The following is a 21201-nucleotide window of genomic DNA, read 5'->3' on the forward strand; positions in this document are numbered from 1 at the left end:
GTGCGCACGGCCGCCCGACGTTCGGCGTATCCGGGCCGCCGCAGTCCTACCGCCCCGCCGCGCGTTCCACCATGAGCGAGGCCTCCCGGTAGTGCGCGTACACCTCGGGCGTGGGCGTCCCGGTGAGCGTCTGGGTCGATGTCTCCCACGCGGGCAGTTCACCGGTCAGGGCCCACGCGGCCTGTCGCGCCGCACCGAGCGCCACGTGTTCGCCGTCGGCGGGGACGACGACCTCGCCGCCGAACAGAGCCGGTGCGATGTGGCGCACCGCAGCCGACTTCGCGCCACCCCCGGTGAGCAGCACACGCTCGACGTCGATGCCCTGCTGCTCGATCCGTTCGCGGCAGAACACCAGCGACGAGACCAGGCCCTCGACGGCCGCGCGGGCGATCGCGGCCGGGGTGAAGTTGGCCGCGGTCAGCCCCGTCAGCGTGCCGGTCGCGTCGGGGAGGTTCGGCGAGCGCTCGCCGGCGAAGTAGGGCACCATCGTGACGCCACCCGCGCCGGGCTCAGCCGACATGGCCAACCGGGCGAACTCGGCCAGGTCCACGCCGAGCATCGACGCGGTCGACGCCAGCACCGGGGCGCCGTTCAGGGTGCAGACCAGAGGCAGGTGACGCCCGGTCGCGTCCGCGAACCCGGCCACCAGACCCGACGGATCATTCGGCGCCACGTCGCCGACGGCGCTGACCACGCCCGACGTGCCCAGGGAGACAACGGCATCCCCGGGGCCGGCGTGCAGTCCCAGTGCGGCTGCGGCGTTGTCGCCCGCGCCGGCGCCCACGACGACGCCGGTCGGCGTGCCGCCGGCCCGTTCCGCGGGGCCGAGGACCCGGGGCAGAAGTGGTCGACGGCCGCGGAACGCGGCTTCGAGCAGATCGGTTCGGTACTCGCCGGTCGCCGCGCTGAAATAGCCGGTGCCGGAGGCGTCGCTGCGGTCGGTCGTCAGCTCGGCGAGGTCGTGACTGTCGCGCAGTCGCCAGGTCAGCCAATCGTGCGGAAGGCAGATCGCAGCCGTGGCGTCGGCGTGCGCCGGTTCGTGGTCGGCCAGCCAGCGGAGTTTGGTCGCGGTGATGGAAGCCACCGGCACCACCCCGACAGAGCGTGCCCACTGCTCGGATCCGCCGAACTCGTCGACGAGAGCAGCAGCGCTCGGTGCGGATCGGGTGTCGTTCCACAGCAATGCTTCCCGGACCACCCGGCCGTTCCCGTCCAGACAGACCATGCCGTGCTGCTGGCCCGCCACGGACACCGCGGAGACGTCGTCGAAGCCGCCCGCGGCGGCGACCGCAGTGCACAGTGCGTCCCACCAGTGATCCGGGTGTACCTCGGTACCGGCGGGGTGCGCAGCGTGCCCGGTGCGCACCACCTGCCCGGTGTCGGCGTCACAGACGACCACCTTGCATGACTGGGTCGACGAATCGATCCCGGCGACCAGCGTCGTCATGCGAGCAGGTCGATCAGTGTCGCGCGGGTTCCCTTGCTGCGCAACGACTCAAGCGCCGACAGATACGGAGTGGTGAACAGCGGATCCTGGGCGAGGGTACCGAACAGCTCGGGGTCGGCGACGAAGGCCAGCGGGTCGGTGCGGGACCGTTGCGCTCGCGGAACGAGTTCGGCCGCAAGGGGGTCGACGACGTCGATCGGTTCCCCCGCCTCGTCGGTGCCCTCGGCGTAGCGGGTCCAGCTCGCCACGACCGCAGCGGCGAGGTCGCTTCGCCGGCCCTGTTCGAGGCGCTCGCGGATCACCGGGACCAGCCACTTCGGGATGCGGTCGGAGGAGTCCTGGCACAGTCGCGCGATGGTGTCACCGATCGCCGGGTTGGCGAAACGTTCGAGGAGGGTGTCGATGTACTCCTCGACGTCGACGCCGGGAAGCGGACGGAGGGTGGTTGCGCCTTCTTCGGTCATGTAGCGGTGCAGCAGGTTCCGGATGTCCGGGTCGGACGACGCGTCGTGGACGTAGCGGTACCCGAGCAGATATCCGAAGTAGCACAGCGCCTGGTGACCGGCGTTGAGCAGTCGCAACTTCATCAGCTCGTACGGGGTGACGTCGTCGACGACCTGGACTCCCACCTGCTCCAGTGCGGGGCGTCCCATCGAGAACTCGTCCTCGAGCACCCACTGCGTGAAGGGCTCGGCGACCACCGGCCAGTTGTCGTCGACACCGGTGCGATCGGCGACCTCGGCGGCCAACTCGGGCGGTGTGGCCGGGGTGATGCGGTCCACCATCGAGTTCGGGAACCGGGTGTTGGATTCGATCCACGCGGCCAGTTCCGGATCGCGCAGCTGCGCATAGGCGAGGAAGGTCGATCGTGCCATGTGCCCGTTGCCCTGGATGTTGTCGCACGACATGACCGTGAACGACGGGACACCGCGGTCCCGGCGCCGCGCGAGTGCCTCGGTCACCAGCCCGAAGACGGTGCGTGGCGGCGCACTGGCCTCGAGGTCGGCGACGATGTCCGGGTTCGTGGCGTCGAACTCACCGGTCGACGGTGAGAAGTTGTAGCCGCCCTCGGTCACCGTCAGCGAGACGATGCGTGTCGCCGGGTCGCTGAGCCGCTCGATGACCTTCTCGGGATCATCAGGAGCGTAGAGGTATTCGACGATCGATCCGATCACCGAGGTCTCGACGGCGCCGTCGGGGTGTTTGAGGGTGAGCGTGAACAGTCCGTCCTGCGGCCCCAGGGCGTCGCGCATCGCGGCGTCGGCCGTGCGGACGCCGACCCCGCAGATGCCCCACTCGCGCGCCGACGCATCGGTGGCGAGGAGACGGTCGAGGTACATCGCCTGGTGTGCACGGTGGAACGCACCCACACCGAAGTGCACGATCCCGGGGGTGGCGCCCGAACGGTCGTAAGTGGGGACCGCCACGCCGGCGAGGCCCGACATCGTCTCGTTGTTCAGGGGTGTGCTCATCGACGAGTTCCTTCCGTCTCGTTCGGGGCGGTGTCGGCGCCGGGCCCGGGCTGGTATCTCGAAACAGACGGGTAGACCACGGCTTTGATGGTGCCGGGCGCGCGATCGGAGTCGAGCGCGTCGGCGAGTTGGTCGAGTCCGAACCTGGCGGTGACCATGGCGTCGAGGTCGACGGCGCCGGTCCGGACCAGCGCGAGGGCCGTCGGCCAGGTGTTGGCATAGCGGAACACCCCGGTCAGCACCAGTTCGCGGTTCTGGATGAGCGACACCGGCAGTTCCATCGAGTCGGCGCCCATCCCGACGAGGACGACGCGCCCGCCGGGACGCACCCGGGCCAGTCCATCCCGGACCGCACCCGCGACACCGCTGGCATCGACGAAGGCGTCGACGGGTTCGGTCCCGGTTCCGGGTTCGATCACCGTGGTGGCACCGAATTCGAGTGCGCGAGAACGTCGCTGCGCATCGGGCTCACTGACGACGATGCGCGCGAGACCGGACGCCCGGGCGACCTGCGCCACCATCAGGCCGATCGGACCCGCGCCGGCGATCAGGACCGAGCCGCCCACCGACGCCTCGGCTTTGCGCATCGCGGCGATGCCCACGGAGAGCGGCTCGAACAAGGCGGCGGCCTCGTCGGAGACCTCGGGTGGTACGGGATGCGCGAAATCGGCTCCGATGGTCACGAATTCGGCGAAGGCGCCGTCCACCGGAGGCGTCGCGTAGAACCGCATGTGTGGGCACAGGTGGTAGTCACCGCGTCTGCTCTCCGCTGTGGTCGGGTCGGGACGCTGCGGTTCGATGGACACCCGCTCGCCGACCCGGCCCGGGTCAACCCCTTCCCCGACGGCGACGACGACCCCGGCCGCCTCGTGACCGAGGACGAGCGGTTCGCGGACCACGAACTCGCCGATCCGTCCGTGACGAAAGTAGTGGGTGTCGGACCCGCAGACCCCAACCGCGCGCACGGCCACCGTGACGTCACCGGGCTCCGGGTCCGGCGACCTGCGACTTTCGGTGGTCACCGAGAGATCGGGATGCAGGACGGCGGCGCGCATCGCGTCGGGAACGTCCGCTATGGGGCGATCGGCTGTTGCGTGGGTCACACCCGGATGCTAGCTTATTGAGCACATTGACCGCCAGTGAGCAGATGCTCACCGTCGTTGGCTCAACGAGCGACGGCGACGACAGGGACGGGGCACGCGACCATGGCACCTCGGAAGTCGACGAGCGACGACGGCGAGCCGTCCGTCTCGACAGTCCGCGCGGCCTCGCGCGGAACCCCCGACTCCGGCCAGGACCTGCGTCTTCTCGTCCGCGCCGCGACCATGTACCACCTCGAGGGGCTCACCCAGGCCGAGATCGCATCACGCCTGGGCGTCTCGCGGCCGACCGCCGGTCGGCTGGTGGCGCGGGCCCGGGCGCAGGGCCTCGTCCGCGTGTCCGTGGCTGCGCCGGCGCACCTCTCGGCCTCGATCCACACCGATCTCGAACGCGCGGTGGAGGAGACCCTCGGTCTCGACGAGGTGCTCATCATCGACGAGGTGGCCGACGGCACCACCACCGGCAACGCCGCGCTCGGCCGCGCCGGGGCCTCGGTGCTCACCCGCCGCATCCAGGCGACCGACACCTTCGGATTCACCTGGGGGCCGGAGCAGGTGGCTGTCGCCGACGCCATGGCCGCATCGGCGTCATGTCAGCGGGTCGTGCAGATGGACGGCTCGATGACCTCGGTGGAGTACCACACCGGCGTCGACCATGCACTGTCCCGGTTCTCCGAACGTCTTCATGCCCGTCCGCTGCGGCTGGTCGCACCGCTGTATGTCGACCCGGAGACGGTCACCGCCGTGAACCGTGATTCGATTCTGTCGCAAGCGCTCGCGGCGGCACGTGGTGCGCAGGTGATGCTCTTCGGCGTCGGGTCGGTGTCGACGTCGACCACATTGTTCGAGGGATCGTTCATCGATGCCGTCGTCCTCGACGAGCTCCTGGAACTCGGCGCGGTCGGAGAGATCGGCGGACGCTTCTATGACGCGCACGGCGTCGCGGTGCCCTCCAGTCTCGTCGATCGGACCGTCTCGGTGTCCCTCGACGCGGTACGGGCCTGCCCGACATCGATCCTCGTGTCCGGTGGCACACACCGTCGCGAATCCATCCTCGGTGCACTGCGCGGTGGCTACGCCACCATTCTCGTCACCGACCTCGCCACCGCCGAATGGCTTGTGGTGCAAGAGAAAGGCGGACAATGATGTTCTCCCGACACCGAGTGCGATGGGCGCTGGGTGCGATCATCGCGACCGTGACGCTGGTGCTGACCGGCTGCTCCGGCGCCGGTTCACTCACCGGCGGCGGTGGTCGCGAGATCACCGTCGCGATGGTCTCCAACTCGCAGATGCAGGACGCGGTGAAGCTGTCCAGGCAGTTCGAGGAACAGAATCCCGGCGTCACGGTGCGATTCGTGACCCTCTCCGAGAACGAGGCGCGGGCCAAGATCACCGCATCGGTGGCCACCGGCGGCGGTGAGTTCGACGTCGTGATGATCAGCAACTACGAGACCCCGATGTGGGGCGAGTACGGCTGGCTCGTGAATCTGACCCCGTACATGGATGCCGATCCCGAGTACGACGTCGACGACTTCATCCCGACGCTGAAAACGGCTCTCTCTCACGACGGTTCGATGTACTCGGCGCCCTTCTACGGCGAGTCGTCGTTCCTGATGTACAACAAGAAGCTCTTCGCCGAGGCGGGGGTGTCGTTGCCGGCCCAGCCGACGTGGCCCCAGGTCGCGGAGGCGGCAGCCAAGCTCGACAACGAGCGCACCGCGGGCATCTGCCTGCGCGGCAAGCCCGGCTGGGGTGAGGTGCTCGCCCCGCTCAACACGGTGATCAACGCCTTCGGCGGCCGCTGGTACGACGAGGACTGGAACGCGCAGCTCAACAGTCCGGAGGTCGCCGCGGCGGTGAAGTTCTACGTCGACACCGTCCGGAACCACGGCGAGGCCGGCGCCGCGTCGTCGGGCTTCCAGGAGTGCGGAAACCTGTTGTCGCAGGGCCAGGTCGCGATGTGGTACGACGCGACCTCGGCGGTGTCGGTGCTCGAGAGCCCGGACACCTCGTCGATCGCCGGGGACGTCGGCTACCTGCCGGCGCCCAGTATGGCCAAGGGAGACAACGGCTGGCTCTACACCTGGTCGCTGGGCATCCCCACCAGCAGCGAGCACCAGGACGAGGCGTGGAAGTTCATCCGGTGGATGACCAGCAAGAGCTACATCGAGTACGTCTCGGAGACGCTGGGGCCCAGTCACGTTCCACCGGGCAGCCGACTGTCCACGTATGAACTGCCGGCGTACAAGGAACTCGCCGCTCCGTTCGCCGAGCAGACACTGAGCGCGATGCGCGCAGCGAACCAGTTGAAGCCGACCCTCGAGCCGGTGCCCTACACCGGCGTCCAGTTCCTCGCGATCCCGGAGTTCCAGGACCTCGGAACCCGGGTGAGTCAACAGATCTCGGCAGCCATCGCCGGTCAGATCAGTGTCGACGACGCGCTCGCCCAGGCACAAGAGTACGCCCAGGTCGTCGGCAAGTCCTACCAGAGGGAGCAGTGATCATGGCCACCGCAGTCTCCACTCCACCACCCGACACGACCCCGAAGGCACCGCTGACGTCCTCGCGTGATCACGTCACGCGCGCCGAGGGCTGGCGGCGTCGCGGCCCGCTCCTGCCGGCCCTGATCTTCTTGATCGTGGTCACGCAGATCCCGTTCGTGTTCACGCTGTACTACTCCACCCAGTCATGGAACCTGGTGCGTCCGGATTCCCGTGCGTTCGTCGGCCTCGACAACTATGTCGCGGTCTTCGGCGACAGTCAGTTCTGGCGGGTGACGGTCAACACGATCCTGCTGATCGTGGGCACGGTGCTCATCTCGGTGCTCCTCGGTCTGATGTTCGCCCTTCTGCTCGACCGGAAGTTCCTGGGCCGGGGCGTGGTTCGGACACTGCTCATCACGCCGTTCCTGGTGACCCCGGTGGCGGCCGCGCTGCTGTGGAAGACGAGCTTGCTCTCGCCGACCAACGGACTCGTCAACTGGGCGCTGAGTCCGTTCGGTGTCGAGACCGACTGGCTGTCGGAGTTCCCGCTGATGAGCGTGATGGCCGAATTGGTCTGGCAGTGGACGCCGTTCATGATGCTGCTGATCCTCGCGGGCCTGCAATCGATGCCCCGTGACATCCAGGAAGCGGCACGCGTCGACGGCGCCACGAGCTTCCGGCTCTTCCGGGAACTCACCCTCCCGCATCTGCGCCGGTTCATCGAACTCGGTGCGGTGCTCGGGGCCATCTATCTGGTGAACACCTTCGACGCGGTGTACATGATGACCTCCGGTGGTCCGGGCGTCTCCAGTTCGAATCTGTCGTACTACATCTACCAGCGCGCGTTCCTCGGCTTCGACATCGGCCAGGCCGCCGCGATGGGTGTCGTGACGGTGATCGGCACGATCGTCGTCGCCACGCTCGCCCTGCGACTGATCTTCAAATCATTCTCCGGAACAGAGGAGCCGGCCTGATGACCACCGACATTCGCTCCGACCATGCGTCGGCCGGCAATACAGAAGACAAGTCCGGCACCGAGATCCGCCGTCGGCGACAACCGCGCCAGGCAGCCCTCACCGCCGTCACCTGGATCCTGGCCATCGGGTTCTTCTTCCCGGTGCTCTGGATGGTGCTGACGGCGTTCAAGCAGGAGAGCGACGCCGCGACGAACCCGCCGACCTTCTTCTTCGAGCCCACGCTGCAGCAGTTCCGCGACGTCTTCGACGCGGGAATCGCCACACCCCTGTTGAATTCCTTGTTCGCGACGATCGTGTCGACGATCCTGGTGCTGTTGCTCGGCGTGCCGGCTGCGTTCGCGCTGTCGCTGCGCCCGGTACGCAAGACCAAGGATGCGCTGTTCTTCTTCATCAGCACCAAGATGCTGCCGATCGTCGCCGCAATCATCCCGCTGTACGTGATCGTCGGTGAGATCGGGATGCTCGACAACATCTGGACGCTGGTCATCCTCTACACCGCGATGAACCTACCGATCGCGGTGTGGATGATGCGGTCGTTCTTCCTCGAGGTCCCCGGTGAACTCCTCGAGGCCGCCAGCATCGACGGCGCCAGTCTGTGGACCTCGGTGCGTGAAGTGATCCTCCCGCTCATCTCGCCGGGAATCGCAGCGACAGCTCTGATCTGCGTGATCTTCTCGTGGAACGAGTTCTTCTTCGCCGTCAACATGACCGCGGTCAACGCGCAGACGATGCCGGTGTTCCTGACCGGTTTCATGTCCGGCCAGGGCCTGTACTGGGCGCAGCTGTCCGCCGCATCCGTGCTCGCCGCGCTGCCGGTCGTCATCTGCGGCTGGATCGCCCAGAACAAGCTCGTCCGTGGACTCTCGTTCGGCGCGATCAAGTGATCCATTCCGTCTGACACGCACTCGCACAACACTTTTGTAGAAACCGGAGAACATCATGGCTTCCATCACCTACGACAAGGCCTGCTGCGTCTACCCCGGCGCGGACAAACTCGCCGTCGACTCACTGAACCTGGACATCGACGACGGTGAGTTCGTGGTCCTCGTCGGACCGTCGGGCTCGGGCAAGTCCACCGCCCTGCGCATGCTCGCCGGGCTCGAAGAGATCGACTCGGGTCAGATCCGGATCGGTGGCGACAACATGGTCGGCGTCGCGCCCAAGGACCGCGACATCGCGATGGTCTTCCAGAACTACGCGCTGTACCCCAACAAGACCGTCGGGGAGAACATGGGTTTCGCGTTGAAGATGCGCGGCGTGCCCGCCGACGAGCGCAAGCGCAAGGTCGCCGAGGCCGCGCGGTTGCTCGACCTGACCGACTTCCTCGACCGCAAGCCGGCGAAGCTGTCGGGTGGCCAGCGGCAGCGTGTCGCCATGGGGAGGGCCATCGTTCGCGAACCGCAGGTCTTCTGCATGGACGAGCCGCTGTCGAATCTCGACGCCAAACTCCGCGTTCAGACCCGTACCCAGATCGCGGCCCTGCAGCGGCGTCTGGGCACCACGACCGTCTATGTCACCCACGACCAGGTCGAGGCGATGACGATGGGGGATCGTGTCGCTGTCCTCAAGAACGGTGTGCTGCAGCAGTTCTCCACGCCGACGGAACTGTACGACCGTCCGGTCAACGCATTCGTCGCCGGGTTCATCGGCTCGCCGGGGATGAACCTCTTCGTGGCGCCGGTCGTCGACGGTGTGATCACCGTGTCAGGTGCCGCCGTGGACATCGACGCCGAAGCGCAGGCCGCGCTGCGTCGTTCCGGTCTGGAGTCCGTGGTCGTGGGCATCCGTCCGGAGCACCTCGCGTTGTCCGACGGTGGCACCGGACTCAACGCTGACGTCGCCCTCCTGGAGGAACTCGGCAGCGAGACCTACATCTACGCCAACCTCGCCGACGACTCGGTCCGCAATCTCGACGGCGATCCGATGGTGATGGTCGCGCGGTCTGCCGACCGGGCCCCGGCCAAGCGCGGTGAGGGTATCCGCCTGCGCCAGTCCGACAGTGCGGTGCACCTCTTCGACCCGTCCACCGGAGACCGCATCAACTGATCGACCCGTCGACTGGGCGTCGTCTCGCGACGCGAGATTCTCCGCTGGTCGAGCCCTGTTCTCCGCTGGTTGAGCTCCGTTCTCCGCTGGTTGAGCCGTCTTCTCCGCTGGTTGAGCCCTGTCGAAACCACCCCGGTGCAGCCGCTGTAGATCTCGGAGGGCACCCTCGGAGACTGTGACCATCTGGGAACTAGTCGTCGTACTCGTCGCCGGCGTCGGGGCGGGCGCGATCAACGCCCTCGTGGGCAGCGGAACCCTCATCACGTTCCCGACGCTGGTCGCGTTCGGCGTCCCGCCGGTCACCGCGACGATGTCCAACGCGATCGGCCTCGTCGCCGGCGGGGTGTCCGGAACGTGGGGATACCGGCGTGAACTCGAGGGCCAGTGGCCGCGCCTCCGGTGGCAGATTCCGGCGTCGTTCACCGGCGCGATCGCCGGCTGCTGGCTTCTGCTCCATCTGCCGGAGACGGTGTTCGAGACCGTGGTCCCGATTCTGCTCGTCGCCGCGCTGATCCTCGTCGTCGCGCAGCCCTACATCCAGAGATGGGTGGGCACTCGCACGTCCCTCGGCGGAGACCTCACGCCATCGCATCTCGGTCCCCTGCGGGTCGTGGCGATGACCATCGGGACATTCGCCGTCGGTGTCTACGGCGGCTACTTCACCGCCGCGCAGGGCATCCTCTTGATGGGCATCCTGGGGGTGGTCGTACCGGACCACCTGCAACGGCTGAACGCGGCCAAGAACCTGCTGTCCCTGGTGGTCAACGTCGTCGCCGCCGTCACGTACACGCTGGTCGCGGTCGACCGGATCGATTGGTGGGCCGCGGCGGCCATCGCCGTCGGCTCGCTCATCGGCGGTTTCCTCGGCGCCAGGTACGGGCGGCGCCTCTCCCCCCGCGCGCTTCGCGGGGTGATCGTCGTCGTCGGGCTCATCGGCCTCTGGCGACTGCTTGCGTGATCCCGGGGTGCACGGTCGACGTGAATCGACGCCCAGTCGACGGGCCTCGGGTCAGTGCGCGGCGGCGGTGTCCTTCTTGCGCCGCGGGATGACGTGCAGGATCGCCACGATGATGGCACCGACCACGAGGCCGACGACGGCGGAGAGCACGGTGCCCGCCGTCCAGGGCAGCACGGCGCCGAAGCCGCCGTGGACAAGCTCTTCGAACCAGTGCTCGACGTCGTGGAGCCGATCGGCGGGCCAATGGAAGCCGGCCTCGCCGACGTTGACGATCAGGATGTGGCCGCCCACCCAGAGCATGGCCGCGATACCGACGACCGTCAGCGTCGACATGATCTTGGGCATGGCGCGGACCAGACCGCGGCCGATCTTCTGGACCGTCGGCGACTCGCGCTGCGCCAGTGCCAGCCCGACGTCGTCCATCTTCACGATGACGGCGACGACGCCGTAGACGAGCGCGGTGATCAGGAAGGCGACGACCACGAGGACCGCGAGACGGGTCCAGAACGGTTCGGACTCGACGGAGGACAACGAGATGACCATGATCTCGGCGGACAGGATCAGGTCGGTGCGGATCGCGCCGCTGACCATCGTCTTCTCGAACTCCGGACCGGCTTGGCCGGCGGTCTGCTCCTCGGCGTGGTGGCCGCCGCCGACCGCCTCCCAGACCTTCTCGGCGCCCTCGAAGCAGAGGAACAGGCCGCCGGCGATCAGCAGGTAGGGAAGCGCCTGCGGAAGGAACTGGCTGAGGATCATCGCCACCGGCAGGATGATCAGCAACTTGTTGCGGATCGAGCCCAGGGCGATCTTGCGCACGATCGGCAACTCGCGGTCGGGCGTGAACCCGTGGACATAGCGAGGTGTGACCGCGGTGTCGTCGACCACGACTCCCGCCGCCTTGACGCTGGCCTTGCCGGCCGCCGCGCCGATGTCGTCGAGAGATGCGGCGGCCGCCCGGGTGAGGGTCACGATGTCATCGAGCAGGGCGACGAGACCACTGGCCACGTGAACCTCCGGGGTTCGAGGAACTGAGTTCTCGAACAGTATGCCGAAACGGACGCGGACCACACCGTGCAGAGGCAGTCCGCGTCCGTTTCGTCGGATTCGGTTGTCGGGCGCCGGATGACGCCGGGTCGGGTCAGGTACGCGCGGGAACGGCCGGGGTGTCGTCGGCAGCGCCGCCGGCGTCGCCGAGTCCGCCGCGCTTCCGCCGGATCGTCATCAGCGTGAGCAGACCGATCGCGCTCGAACCGATGAGGAAGTAGGCGGGGGAGAGCGAGTTGCCGGTGCGGTCGATGAGCCACGTGGCGATGTAGGCGGCGGTCCCGCCGGCCAAGACCGTCGAGAGGTTGAAGCCGAGCGCGACGCCGGTCAGACGAACCTTCGTGTCGAACAGCGACGGGAACAGCGGCGCGGTGGCGACCTGGATCAGCGGGGTGCACAATGCGAACACCGCGAAGGCGATGGCGGCCACCGCCAGGCCGTGACCGGTCATCAGAGCCATCGCGGGGTAGGCGAGGGTGGCGGCGGTGAGCAGTCCGGCGATGAGGACGGGGCGACTTCCGAAGCGGTCCACCAGGATTCCCGCCAATGGCATACACGATGCGATGAAGACGATCACGCCGGCGGCGGTCCAGGTGACCGCGGTCTGACTGCATCCACCCTCGCGGACGAGGTGGATGCCGATGTAGGTGAGCACCATGTACCCGGTCGCGTTCTGAGCGATACCCAACCCGAGGACCTGCAGGACCTGGGCGGGTTGGCTGCGCAACAGCTCTCGGAGCGGCGCCTTCGGCAGTTCGCGCCGCTCGGCGGTCTTGGTGAACTCGGGCGAGTCCTCGATGCGGGTTCGCAGCCACAGGCAAAGCACCAGCAGCGGCAGGCCGGCGACGAACGGGATGCGCCAGCCCCAACTGTCCATCTGGGCCTCGGAGGTCAGTGCCGAGGTGGTCGCGACGACGATCGCAGCCAGGGCGAAGCCACTGTTCGAGCCCAGTGCAACGATCGATCCGCCGAGACCGCGACGCTTCGGTCCGACGATCTCGTAGACGTAGGTCAGCGCGCCGCCGAGCTCACCGCCCGCCGAGAAGCCCTGGAGCAACCGGGCGATGACCAGCAGGATCGGCGCGAGGACCCCGACCGCGGCGTAAGTGGGCAGCAGGGCCATGAGCGTGGTGCCCACACCCATCAGGATCACCGACACCAGGAGCGCTCGTTTGCGGCCGAAGCGGTCGCCGAGACGTCCGAAGAAGATGCCGCCGATCGGCCGCATCAGATATGCCGACGCGAAGACGGCGAGGCTGGACAACAGCGAGGCGGTCGGGTCATCGCTGGGGAAGAACAGCGGGCTGACCACGACCGCGAGGTACGCGTACACCGTCAGGTCGTAGTACTCGACCACCGTTCCGATGCCGGCCGCGACGACCGCTCGCCGGCTCCGTCGATCCTGGGATGCCATGAGGTCTCTTTCTGGGAATGGACTCTGGGGGCACTAATATGTACATATTTAGTGAGACGTGGGTTACTGTAGAACGCGTCACGAGCAATCGGCAAGAGCATCCGGAGGAATCACCATGCGTCCCAAGCACTCTCCACGTCCTGATCTCGCCGTGCGCTACCGGGCGGCGGGGCATTGGCGCGACCAGACGGTCGACCACTTCCTCGAGCGGGCCGCCGCGCGGTATCCCGACACGGTCGCGGTCATCGACGGCGACCGGCGGCTGACCTTCGCCGATGTGGAACAGCAATCCCTGCGCTTGGCCGCGGCGCTCCACGACCGCGGTGTGCAGCCGGGCGACGTGGTGTCGTTCCAGCTCCCCAACTCGGCCGAGGCGGTCGTCGTCTTCCATGCGATCCATCGGGTCCGTGGTGTCGGCAACCCGATCGTGCCGATCTACCGGGAACGCGAGGTCGGGTTCATTCTCGGCCAGGCAGGCACCAAGGTCGCCTTCGTTCCCGGAACACACCGAGGATTCGATCACGTCGAGATGTATGCAACTCTCCGACAACGACTTCCGGAACTGGACCTGGTCGTCACGACCGGCGGTCCAGCAGCCGACGACCAGACCGTCGGACTCGCCGATCTGATCGCGTCCGCGACGCCGGAGATGATCGAGGCGGTGCGCGCGCTGCCGCCCGCCGATCCCGACGACGTATGCCTGCTGCTGTACACATCGGGGACCACCGCGGATCCGAAGGGCGCGTTGCACAGTCACAACACCCTCGTGTTCGAGAACATGTCGATGATCGACACGTTCGGACTCAACGAGCGCGACGTCGTGTTCAACCCGTCGCCGGTGACGCATGTGACGGGCGTGAACTGCGCCCTCACCCTGCCCTTCCTCCTCGGTGCGCCGGTGGTGCTCCAGGGCGCGTGGGACCCGGAGGTCGCACTGACGAGGGTGCTCGAGGAGCGCGCCAGCTTCATGATCTTCGCGACCCCGTTCCTACGTGGCCTCGTGGACGCGGCCGTCGCGCGTGGCGTACGCACACCGTCGGTGCGCTACATCATCTGCGGGGGTGCCGACATCCCGGACTCGCTGGTGACCAGATCCACCGAGGTGCTGGGCACCGTGACGCGGATGTACGGCGCCACCGAGGGGCCGTCGGTGACGTCCGCCAATCGCTCCGACGAACCCCGCCTGCGTACCGGGACCGATGGCCGCGTGCTCGCCCCGACCGAGGTCATCGTGTCCGACGGCGCCGGGGGTATCGCTGCGACCGGCGTCGTCGGTGAGGTGCTGTGGCGCGGGCCCGACACCTTCCTCGGGTACCTCGACGCATCGCTCAACGACGAGGCCTTCACCGCCGACGGGTTCTTCCGCAGCGGTGATCTCGCCTACTTCGATGCCGACGGTGGAATCCACATCGTCGGCCGGATCAAGGACATCATCAATCGGTCCGGCGAGAAGATCAGCACCCACGACGTGGAGAACGAACTGAGTGAGCATCCCGCGGTCGCCGAGATCGCGGTCGTCGCCGGGCCGGACGCCCGAACCGGGGAGCGGGGGTGCGCGTTCGTGGTCACCCGGGACGCCGTCGACCTCACCCTCGAAGAGGTTCGAGAGTTCCTCTCCGCGAGAGGAATCGCGATGCAGAAGGTCCCGGAGAGCGTGTTCGTCGTCGACTCCCTGCCGAAGACGGCCAGCGGGAAGATCCAGAAGTTCGCCCTCCGCGACTGGACCCGCGACCGCACGACCACACCGCCGCAGATGCAGGCCGTGACCATCTCGGCGGCGCACGAACGGTGAGAAATCCAGCAGGACAGCACGACCGAGCAGGACAGGAACGACGAGAATGACGACGACCGCACCGGGCGCGATCACGCTCGATGACTACGAAGAACAGGCGCGGGCCTGGCTCGACGCCGAACTCCCGGCGCGGGCTGCACAGGAGCACGACCCGACCTACGCCATCTTCCACAACCGGACACACGACGAGGAACGTGCGCTGATCGACGCGGCGCGAGCGTGGCAGGCCCGACGCGTGGACGCGGGCTTCGGCGCGATCACCTGGGGCCCGGACTGGGGCGGACCGGGTCTCACGGCGGGCCACGAACGCGTCTACGTGAACCTCGAACGCGGATACCAGGCCCCCGACCGGCACGAGAACGTCCTGGTGACAGTCGAACTGGTGGCGCCGACCCTGCACGCACTCGGGACCGACGAGCAGCGGGAGCGGTTCGTCCGCCCCTTCCTGCGCGCGGACGAGCTGTGCTGCCAACTGTTCTCCGAGCCCGGGGCGGGTTCGGACCTGGCCGGCTTGTCGACGAAAGCCGTTCGAAGTGGGGACACCTGGCGGATCAACGGCCAGAAGGTGTGGAGTTCCGGCGCGCAGTTCTCCGAGTGGGGTCTGCTCATCGCCCGGTCCGACCGGTCGGCGCCGAAACACAAGGACATGACCGCATTCATGGTCCCGATGGACACGCCCGGCGTGGAGGTGCGGCCGATCCGGCAGATGCCCGGTGGGTCGACGTTCAACGAGGTCTTCCTCTCCGACGTCGAACTACCGGACTCCCTGCGGGTCGGTGCCGAGGGCGACGGATGGAAGGTCGCGCTCACCACACTCGGTTTCGAGCGGAACTCCAGCGCCGGGATCGTCAGTGCCGGCGGTAACAGCGTCGACCTCGCCCGCCTGGCCGACCGTCTCGGACTGTCCGACGACCCGTTGGTCCGCCGGCGCCTCGGTGACGCCGCGATCTATGAACGGGCGGCGGCCCTCATGGTGGCGCGCTACGCCGAACGTGAACGGGCGGGTGCCGTGCCGGGTGTCGAGGGCTCCATCGGCAAACTCGTGTGGACGCAGAACCTGAAGCGCGCCGGCGACGCCGCGGCGTCGTTCCTCGGCGACCGGATCGTCGCCGACACCGGCGAGCCCGACACGTTCGCATGGTCGGAGCATCTGCTCGGCGCACCCGGGTACCGCATCGCGGGCGGCTCGGACGAGATCCAACGGAACATCATCGGCGAACGCGGCCTCGGACTGCCGCGCGAACCCCGCTAGGAGTACACATGCCCATCGAACTCACCGTGGAGCAGCGCGATCTGCAGGCCGCCCTCACCGATGCATGGTCGGAACACGCTCCGGCGCAGGATGTCTGGCCGTCGATTCGGGAACTCGGACTGACCGAGATCCCGTTTCCGGAGGATCTGGGCGGGGCCGGGTACGGGGTGAAGGACGCGTCGGTCGTGATGACCGCCCACGGTCGCTGTCTCGGTTCCTCGCCGTACCTCTCGTCGGTGATCATGGCCGGCCTCACCCTGCTCCATGCCGCCGACGACGAGGGGCGACGGGCACACCTGCCGGCCATCGCGTCCGGGGAGCGGCGCGCCGCACTCGTCTGCGGCCCCGCCGTGGTCTCCTCGTCGATCGGTGCGGAGGTCACCGATGAGGGAACGCTTGTCCTGAACGGACGGCAGGACGTCGTCCTCGACGCGGCGTCGGCCGACGTGCTCGTGGTCGTCGCGCACACCGCGTCCGGTGTGGAACTCGCCGTCGTCGACGGCAGCTCTGCCGGTGTCGGCCGCCACCAGCGTGAAAGCCTGGATCTCACACGAGAGTTCGCGACTGTTGAGTTCACCGGTGTCGAGGCGGCCCGGGTGTCGGGCCCGTATCTCGAGGAGCGGCTGCGCCGGGTTCGGTCGCTGCTGATGATCGCCCTGGCTGCCGAGCAGGTGGGTATCGCCCGCCGGTGCCTCGAGATGACGGTGGACTACGCGAAGACGCGTCAGCAGTTCGGTCGCACGATCGGATCGTTTCAGGCGCTCAAACACCGCCTCGTCGACATGCTCGTTGCCACCGAGCTCGCCGAGGCGACGGTCCTCGACGCCGCGGATGTCGACCGCTTCGTCGACGCGGATCTCGCCGAGCGGGCCGCGTCGGCTCGCGTGCTGGCCTCGCGGGCCGCCATGTACGCCGCGGAGGAGGCCATCCAAATCCACGGCGGAATCGGGTTCACGTGGGAACACCCGCTGCATCACCACTTCCGGCGGGCCAAGACCGACCAGTTGTTGTTCCAGGACGATGACGTGCACGTCGACACCGTCGCGCGCGCCATGCTCGGACGGGTCCGCGCGGCGTCGGTGTGAGCCTTGCGTAGCGTTAACACGTCCCCGCACGCCGGTCGGCGTCCGGCCGTGGCGGACGGTGCTTCTCGAGGCTGGACAGACACAAGTGGTCAACGTCATCGACTGTCCGTCAGGGGCCGAGCACCGGGTCCACCGGAAGCCCGTGCCACAACGCGAATGACGCTGCGGACGCTGCGTCCAGAGGTTCCCCGGCGTCGTCGATCAACCGAGCGGCCACCGCCACCGGGGGGTAGCCGGAATCGGTGACGAGCCGGAGTGCTCGTTCCCAGAGCCGCATTTCGACGGACTCATCTCCAGAACACCTGATCGGAAGGACGTGCCCGGGCCGTACGAGGTCCGCGCACGTCGTCCGGGGATCGGCGAGCACGCGGAGAGTGCGTGCGCGGTCGCTCGCCGAAATGCCCGTTCCGATGCCGGAGGCTGCGTCGACCGCCACGGTGAATGAAATACCCGAGCTCTCCGCCGTTAGCACCGGCTGATCGGGGATCCGCAGAGAGTCGAGCAGAGTCGACGGCATGACCGCGTGTACTAGGCCCGACGAGTGCCGGATCACGAAGTGGATAGCGGCCGGCGTGGCGATCGCGGCTGGGAGGATCACGACCGCTCCGTCGGAGTCGGTGAGCACGGCGGCCGACGGCACGGCTGGTGGTCGCGTTCCGACCACGGGCTCATCGCAGAGCGATGTATTTCGTTTCAAGGTATTCCTCGATTCCCTCACTACCGCTCTCCCTTCCCAAGCCCGACTCCTTGACGCCGCCGAACGGAGCGGCCACGTCGGAGATGATGCCGCGATTCACCCCGACCATCCCGGCTTCGAGTGCTCCCGATACACGGAGGGCTCGATCCAGGCCGTCGGTGAAGATGTAAGCGGCGAGTCCGTACTCCGTCGCATTTGCCGCTGCGATGACCTCCTCCTCGCGGTCGAAACCGATGACGGCCGCAACTGGTCCGAAGATCTCCTCGGTGAGAAGTCGTGCGTCGGAGGGAATCTCGGACAACACGGTTGGCTCGAAGAAGTAACCGGCTCCTTCGACGGTCCGTCCGCCGGTGTGCACCCGCGCCCCCTTTGTCACTGCGTCGCCGACGAGGCCGGCGACGACGTCTCGCTGCCGTTCGCTGATCAGTGGCCCAAGCTGGGTGGACTCACTCGTGCCACGACCGAGTACGAGACCCTGCATCCGAGAGGTCAACTCGGCAAGGAACTCTGCGCGTACCGCGTTGTCGACGTAGATGCGGTTGGCGGCCGTGCACGCCTCACCGCCATTGCGCATCTTGGCCGCCATGGCCCCGTCGACGGCCGCGTCGAGGTCGGCATCGTCGAAGACGATGAACGGCGCGTTGCCACCCAGCTCCATCGAGGTGCGCAACACTCGGTCCGCGGCCGCATGCAACAGAATCTTCCCGGTCGTCGTGGACCCGGTGAAGGTGATCTTGGCCAACCGTGGATCGGCAATGATCGGCGAAGTCACCGCAGCCGGTGAAGTCGTCGGCAACACCGAGAGGACACCATCAGGAAGTCCTGCGCTGGAGATGATCTCGGCGAGTAGGAGCATCGTCAGCGGGGTCTCTTCCGCGGGTTTGACGATGACGGTGCATCCAGCCGCGAGTGCGGGTGCGATCTTCCGGGTGCCCATCGCGAGAGGAAAGTTCCACGGCGTGATGGCGAGTGTGGGGCCGACGGGTTGCTTGGTGACCAAGATGTTGCCGTTGCCCGATGGTGACCTGCTGAATCGGCCGTTGATGCGGACTGCCTCCTCGGCGAACCAGCGCAAGAACTCGCCGCCGTAGGCGACCTCGCCGAGAGACTCACTCAGCGGTTTTCCCATCTCTGCGGTGATCGTCGCAGCTATCTCGTGGCGACGTTCGGAGATGAGTTCCCATGCCCTGTGGAGGATCTCGGCACGATCTCGAGGGGCGGTCGCGGACCATTCGCTCTGGGCGGCATCGGCGGCGTCGATCGCGAATCGGCCGTCGTCCGGGGTGGCGTCGGCCACCTCGGCGATCAGCGATCCGTCGGCGGGATCCCGGACGGGAAACGTTGCCCCGCTCGCTGACGGTCGACGACGACCGCCGATCCAGAGTTCCGCGACGCGCTTGATCGGCTGCTCGGGGGTATCGATCATCTGGTGGCTCCTCGAATAGGGTGCGGTCACGGCAGCTGGTACACCCGTGCGCCGCCGACCATGACGTCGGTCACCACGAGGTCCCGCAGGTCCTCGTGGGCCGCGGTGAGCGGGTTGCGTTCCAGGGCTATGACATCGGCCAGTTTGCCGACTTCGATCGTGCCGCGGTTGTCGTCGACGCCGAGTACCCTGGCGCCTCCGATGGTGTGCATCTGCAGGGCCTCATAGATCGTCACTGCCTGGTCCGGGGACATCACCTCGTGATGGAACGTCCAGCGGCCGACGGCGCTCGCGATCGACAGAAATGGGTTGGTCTGGCCGATTTCAGAGCCGACCCACACATCCGAGCTGCCCGACACGTTCCATCCGTCGTCGAGCATCCGGCGGAACGGGAACTGCCGGTTCTGCGCGTACTCGCCGACATAACCAGGTATGAATTCCCCGAAATTGTAGAGAAACACCGGCTGCGGTACCGGCATGATTCCCGCCGCCGACCACGCTGCCGACAGTGCGTCGTAGTCGGGGACGAAGTTGCCGGCGTGCTCGATGCGGATGGTGGGCCCGGGTGGGAGGTCGTCGATGACCCCCGCCAGTGCTTCGCACACCGCGTACTGAGCCCGGTCTCCGTTGGCATGGATCGCGAGCTGCAGGCCGGCGCGGCGCGTCTGCATGGCGATATCGGCTATCTCGGACGCACTGAGTGCGAGCTCCCCGTGCGAATGGCAGTCATCCACATAGGGTTTCGTCAGTGCCGCTCGCTTGGCCGAGTATCCGCCGTCGGCGAAGACCTTGACGCCCCGCACCCGAAACCGGTCCGGCTCCGCCCGCGGGGTCATCCAGTCCTGGTGCGCACAGGCCTCTTCGAGACTCACGGTGCCAGGACTCCAGAGATAGACGACCATCCGAGACGAGATCCGGCGGTCGGCGATCGCCTGGTCGAAGATGCGGAGACCGTCTACGGAGTCGGAGATCTCACCGATCGTGGTGACGCCGTATCTGGTGAACAACTGGGTGATTCCCGACTCGAGGGCCTCGGTGATCTCTCCGTGACTCAGCTCGGGAAAACCGATGAGCTTGTCCATCTCGGTCACGACTCCCGTGGGCGCGCCCGAGGCGTCCCGCGCAACGGACGGCTTGCCCGTGACGCTGTACTCCACGGCTTCGTAGTCGGCGGTGATCCCGGCGAGCTCGAGGGCCCTGGTGTTCAAGATGCTCAGATGGCCGCCTGCACGGATCGCCACCGCGAGATCGGTACTCACCGAATCCAGTTCGTCCCGAGTGGGAAAGCGCCGCTCGGCGAGCTTCTGATCGTAGAAGAGATTGGCCTGCCCGACGAGCCAACCGTCACGCGCCGCCCCGATCTCGTCGCGAAGCCGGTGCAGCACAGACGGAATGTCAGGGCAGCCCGGAGCTCGGACATCGACCATCTGATGTGTCGCCTTCGACGCCACCTCACTGTGCGCGTGCGGATCGACGAAGCCGGGCATCACCACTCGATCGAGCCAGTCCAGGACGGCGGTGTGCTCGCCCATCCAGGCGCTCGTGGCAACGACGTCGATGAGATCGACGATGTGGCCGCCCTTGATCACTATCGCGGTCGGTGAGTGGGGGTCCGCGTCCTGGCCGACCATCGTCAGGACGCGGCCCGCCAGGATGATGGTGTCTGCCGCCGCCGAGGGTGTCACTGCGTTTGCCCCGGTGTGCGGTCAGCTGCGGCGCGTGGGACGTGCAGCACGGTCACACCAGCGCCGGCGAAGTTCTCCAGGTCTGACACCGACTCCGTCCCGGCGTCACTCGCGAAGGATGCGTGTGCGGCAGCTTCGTCCGCGTAGGTCATCCGTGCCACCACGTAGTACGGCGAATCTGCCGAAGACGGCTTACCCCAGACGAATTCGATCAGGTCGGGAAGACGCTGCACCAGCGTCGAGTGGGTGTCGACGTAATGGGCGTCGAATGCCGTTGGGTCGTCGGGATGGTTGTACAGAACAAATACGTCATGCATCGAGAA

Annotated in this window: 18 protein-coding genes; 9 read left to right on the forward strand and 9 right to left on the reverse strand. The window is 67.4% G+C overall.

The annotated features are described in order from the left end of the window. Nucleotides 1-46: 46 nt before the first annotated feature. From xylB to M4D77_RS05570, 3 genes are read right to left on the reverse strand one after another with little or no spacing between them, the layout of a single operon-like run. Nucleotides 47-1447: a xylulokinase gene (gene xylB, locus M4D77_RS05560; protein WP_065629463.1), complete on the reverse strand. Its 1401-nt coding sequence runs from the start codon at nt 1445-1447 to the stop codon at nt 47-49. After that, nucleotides 1444-2919 carry a mannitol dehydrogenase family protein gene (locus M4D77_RS05565; protein ID WP_259935711.1) on the reverse strand — a complete coding sequence of 492 codons (1476 nt, stop codon included), beginning with the start codon at nt 2917-2919 and terminating at the stop codon, nt 1444-1446. The genes xylB and M4D77_RS05565 overlap by 4 nt, the downstream gene beginning before the upstream one ends. Next, on the reverse strand, nt 2916-3974 hold the full coding sequence (locus M4D77_RS05570; RefSeq protein WP_259935721.1) for an NAD(P)-dependent alcohol dehydrogenase: 1059 nt from the start codon (nt 3972-3974) through the stop codon (nt 2916-2918). Before M4D77_RS05570 ends, M4D77_RS05565 begins: the two co-directional genes overlap by 4 nt. A gap of 150 nt (nt 3975-4124) precedes the next feature. On the opposite strand from M4D77_RS05570, the gene M4D77_RS05575 reads away from it, so the two are divergent. From M4D77_RS05575 to M4D77_RS05600, 6 genes are all read left to right on the forward strand, one after another. Then, nucleotides 4125-5165 carry a sugar-binding transcriptional regulator gene (locus tag M4D77_RS05575; RefSeq protein WP_137810249.1) on the forward strand — a complete coding sequence of 347 codons (1041 nt, stop codon included), beginning with the start codon at nt 4125-4127 and terminating at the stop codon, nt 5163-5165. Further along, complete coding sequence (locus M4D77_RS05580; RefSeq protein WP_137810250.1) at nt 5162-6520, forward strand: sugar ABC transporter substrate-binding protein; 1359 nt, start codon at nt 5162-5164, stop codon at nt 6518-6520. The genes M4D77_RS05575 and M4D77_RS05580 overlap by 4 nt, the downstream gene beginning before the upstream one ends. A 2-nt stretch (nt 6521-6522) precedes the next feature. After that, entirely contained in the window at nt 6523-7476 is a 954-nt protein-coding gene (locus M4D77_RS05585; protein ID WP_137810251.1) for a carbohydrate ABC transporter permease, read from the forward strand. Then, nucleotides 7476-8363 carry a carbohydrate ABC transporter permease gene (locus M4D77_RS05590; protein ID WP_259935712.1) on the forward strand — a complete coding sequence of 296 codons (888 nt, stop codon included), beginning with the start codon at nt 7476-7478 and terminating at the stop codon, nt 8361-8363. Before M4D77_RS05585 ends, M4D77_RS05590 begins: the two co-directional genes overlap by 1 nt. Nucleotides 8364-8418: 55 nt before the next feature. Further along, the gene (locus M4D77_RS05595) at nt 8419-9525 is read left to right on the forward strand and encodes an ABC transporter ATP-binding protein (RefSeq protein WP_058252812.1); all 1107 of its coding nucleotides are present in this window, start codon (nt 8419-8421) and stop codon (nt 9523-9525) included. Between the two features lie 175 nt (nt 9526-9700). Then, nucleotides 9701-10483 (forward strand): sulfite exporter TauE/SafE family protein, encoded by a 783-nt coding sequence (locus tag M4D77_RS05600; RefSeq protein WP_137810252.1) that lies wholly within the window; start codon nt 9701-9703, stop codon nt 10481-10483. A 51-nt stretch (nt 10484-10534) separates the two neighbouring features. On the opposite strand, the gene M4D77_RS05605 is transcribed toward M4D77_RS05600, so the two are convergent. Further along, complete coding sequence (locus M4D77_RS05605; protein WP_137810253.1) at nt 10535-11488, reverse strand: DUF808 domain-containing protein; 954 nt, start codon at nt 11486-11488, stop codon at nt 10535-10537. A gap of 133 nt (nt 11489-11621) precedes the next feature. Beyond that, complete coding sequence (locus M4D77_RS05610; RefSeq protein WP_249356272.1) at nt 11622-12941, reverse strand: MFS transporter; 1320 nt, start codon at nt 12939-12941, stop codon at nt 11622-11624. Between the two features lie 115 nt (nt 12942-13056). Between M4D77_RS05610 and M4D77_RS05615 the strand changes: the two genes are divergently transcribed. From M4D77_RS05615 to M4D77_RS05625, 3 genes are read left to right on the forward strand one after another with little or no spacing between them, the layout of a single operon-like run. After that, complete coding sequence (locus M4D77_RS05615) at nt 13057-14733, forward strand: AMP-binding protein (RefSeq protein WP_259935713.1); 1677 nt, start codon at nt 13057-13059, stop codon at nt 14731-14733. Between the two features lie 46 nt (nt 14734-14779). Beyond that, the gene (locus tag M4D77_RS05620) at nt 14780-15985 is read left to right on the forward strand and encodes an acyl-CoA dehydrogenase family protein (protein ID WP_259935714.1); all 1206 of its coding nucleotides are present in this window, start codon (nt 14780-14782) and stop codon (nt 15983-15985) included. 8 nt (nt 15986-15993) lie between these two features. Continuing rightward, nucleotides 15994-17070: an acyl-CoA dehydrogenase family protein gene (locus M4D77_RS05625; RefSeq protein WP_259935715.1), complete on the forward strand. Its 1077-nt coding sequence runs from the start codon at nt 15994-15996 to the stop codon at nt 17068-17070. 109 nt (nt 17071-17179) lie between these two features. Here the strand turns inward: M4D77_RS05625 and M4D77_RS05630 are convergent, their stop codons facing one another. Genes M4D77_RS05630 through M4D77_RS05645 form a run of 4 tightly spaced genes read right to left on the reverse strand, consistent with a single transcriptional unit; the run spans nt 17180 to nt 21195 of the window. Beyond that, nucleotides 17180-17788 carry a 3,4-dihydroxy-2-butanone-4-phosphate synthase gene (locus M4D77_RS05630; protein WP_083229323.1) on the reverse strand — a complete coding sequence of 203 codons (609 nt, stop codon included), beginning with the start codon at nt 17786-17788 and terminating at the stop codon, nt 17180-17182. Then, on the reverse strand, nt 17739-19193 hold the full coding sequence (locus M4D77_RS05635) for an NAD-dependent succinate-semialdehyde dehydrogenase (RefSeq protein ID WP_259935717.1): 1455 nt from the start codon (nt 19191-19193) through the stop codon (nt 17739-17741). The genes M4D77_RS05630 and M4D77_RS05635 overlap by 50 nt, the downstream gene beginning before the upstream one ends. A gap of 26 nt (nt 19194-19219) precedes the next feature. Further along, on the reverse strand, nt 19220-20878 hold the full coding sequence (locus tag M4D77_RS05640) for an amidohydrolase (protein WP_223258855.1): 1659 nt from the start codon (nt 20876-20878) through the stop codon (nt 19220-19222). Continuing rightward, on the reverse strand, nt 20875-21195 hold the full coding sequence (locus M4D77_RS05645; protein ID WP_068970407.1) for an EthD family reductase: 321 nt from the start codon (nt 21193-21195) through the stop codon (nt 20875-20877). Before M4D77_RS05645 ends, M4D77_RS05640 begins: the two co-directional genes overlap by 4 nt. Nucleotides 21196-21201 lie beyond the last annotated feature (6 nt).

It is taken from the genome of Gordonia sp. p3-SID1431 (assembly GCF_025143765.1).
Taxonomy (GTDB): Bacteria; Actinomycetota; Actinomycetes; order Mycobacteriales; family Mycobacteriaceae; genus Gordonia; species Gordonia hongkongensis.

Coding starts and splice junctions, on each gene's coding strand:
- M4D77_RS05635 (WP_259935717.1), bottom strand. CDS start 19,193: ATGATCGATACCCCCGAGCAGCCGATCAAGCGCGTCGCGGAACTCTGG.
- M4D77_RS05585 (WP_137810251.1), top strand. CDS start 6,523: ATGGCCACCGCAGTCTCCACTCCACCACCCGACACGACCCCGAAGGCA.
- M4D77_RS05580 (WP_137810250.1), top strand. CDS start 5,162: ATGATGTTCTCCCGACACCGAGTGCGATGGGCGCTGGGTGCGATCATC.
- M4D77_RS05575 (WP_137810249.1), top strand. CDS start 4,125: ATGGCACCTCGGAAGTCGACGAGCGACGACGGCGAGCCGTCCGTCTCG.
- M4D77_RS05620 (WP_259935714.1), top strand. CDS start 14,780: ATGACGACGACCGCACCGGGCGCGATCACGCTCGATGACTACGAAGAA.
- M4D77_RS05615 (WP_259935713.1), top strand. CDS start 13,057: ATGCGTCCCAAGCACTCTCCACGTCCTGATCTCGCCGTGCGCTACCGG.
- M4D77_RS05565 (WP_259935711.1), bottom strand. CDS start 2,919: ATGAGCACACCCCTGAACAACGAGACGATGTCGGGCCTCGCCGGCGTG.
- M4D77_RS05570 (WP_259935721.1), bottom strand. CDS start 3,974: ATGCGCGCCGCCGTCCTGCATCCCGATCTCTCGGTGACCACCGAAAGT.
- xylB (WP_065629463.1), bottom strand. CDS start 1,447: ATGACGACGCTGGTCGCCGGGATCGATTCGTCGACCCAGTCATGCAAG.
- M4D77_RS05610 (WP_249356272.1), bottom strand. CDS start 12,941: ATGGCATCCCAGGATCGACGGAGCCGGCGAGCGGTCGTCGCGGCCGGC.
- M4D77_RS05645 (WP_068970407.1), bottom strand. CDS start 21,195: ATGCATGACGTATTTGTTCTGTACAACCATCCCGACGACCCAACGGCA.
- M4D77_RS05590 (WP_259935712.1), top strand. CDS start 7,476: ATGACCACCGACATTCGCTCCGACCATGCGTCGGCCGGCAATACAGAA.
- M4D77_RS05625 (WP_259935715.1), top strand. CDS start 15,994: ATGCCCATCGAACTCACCGTGGAGCAGCGCGATCTGCAGGCCGCCCTC.
- M4D77_RS05595 (WP_058252812.1), top strand. CDS start 8,419: ATGGCTTCCATCACCTACGACAAGGCCTGCTGCGTCTACCCCGGCGCG.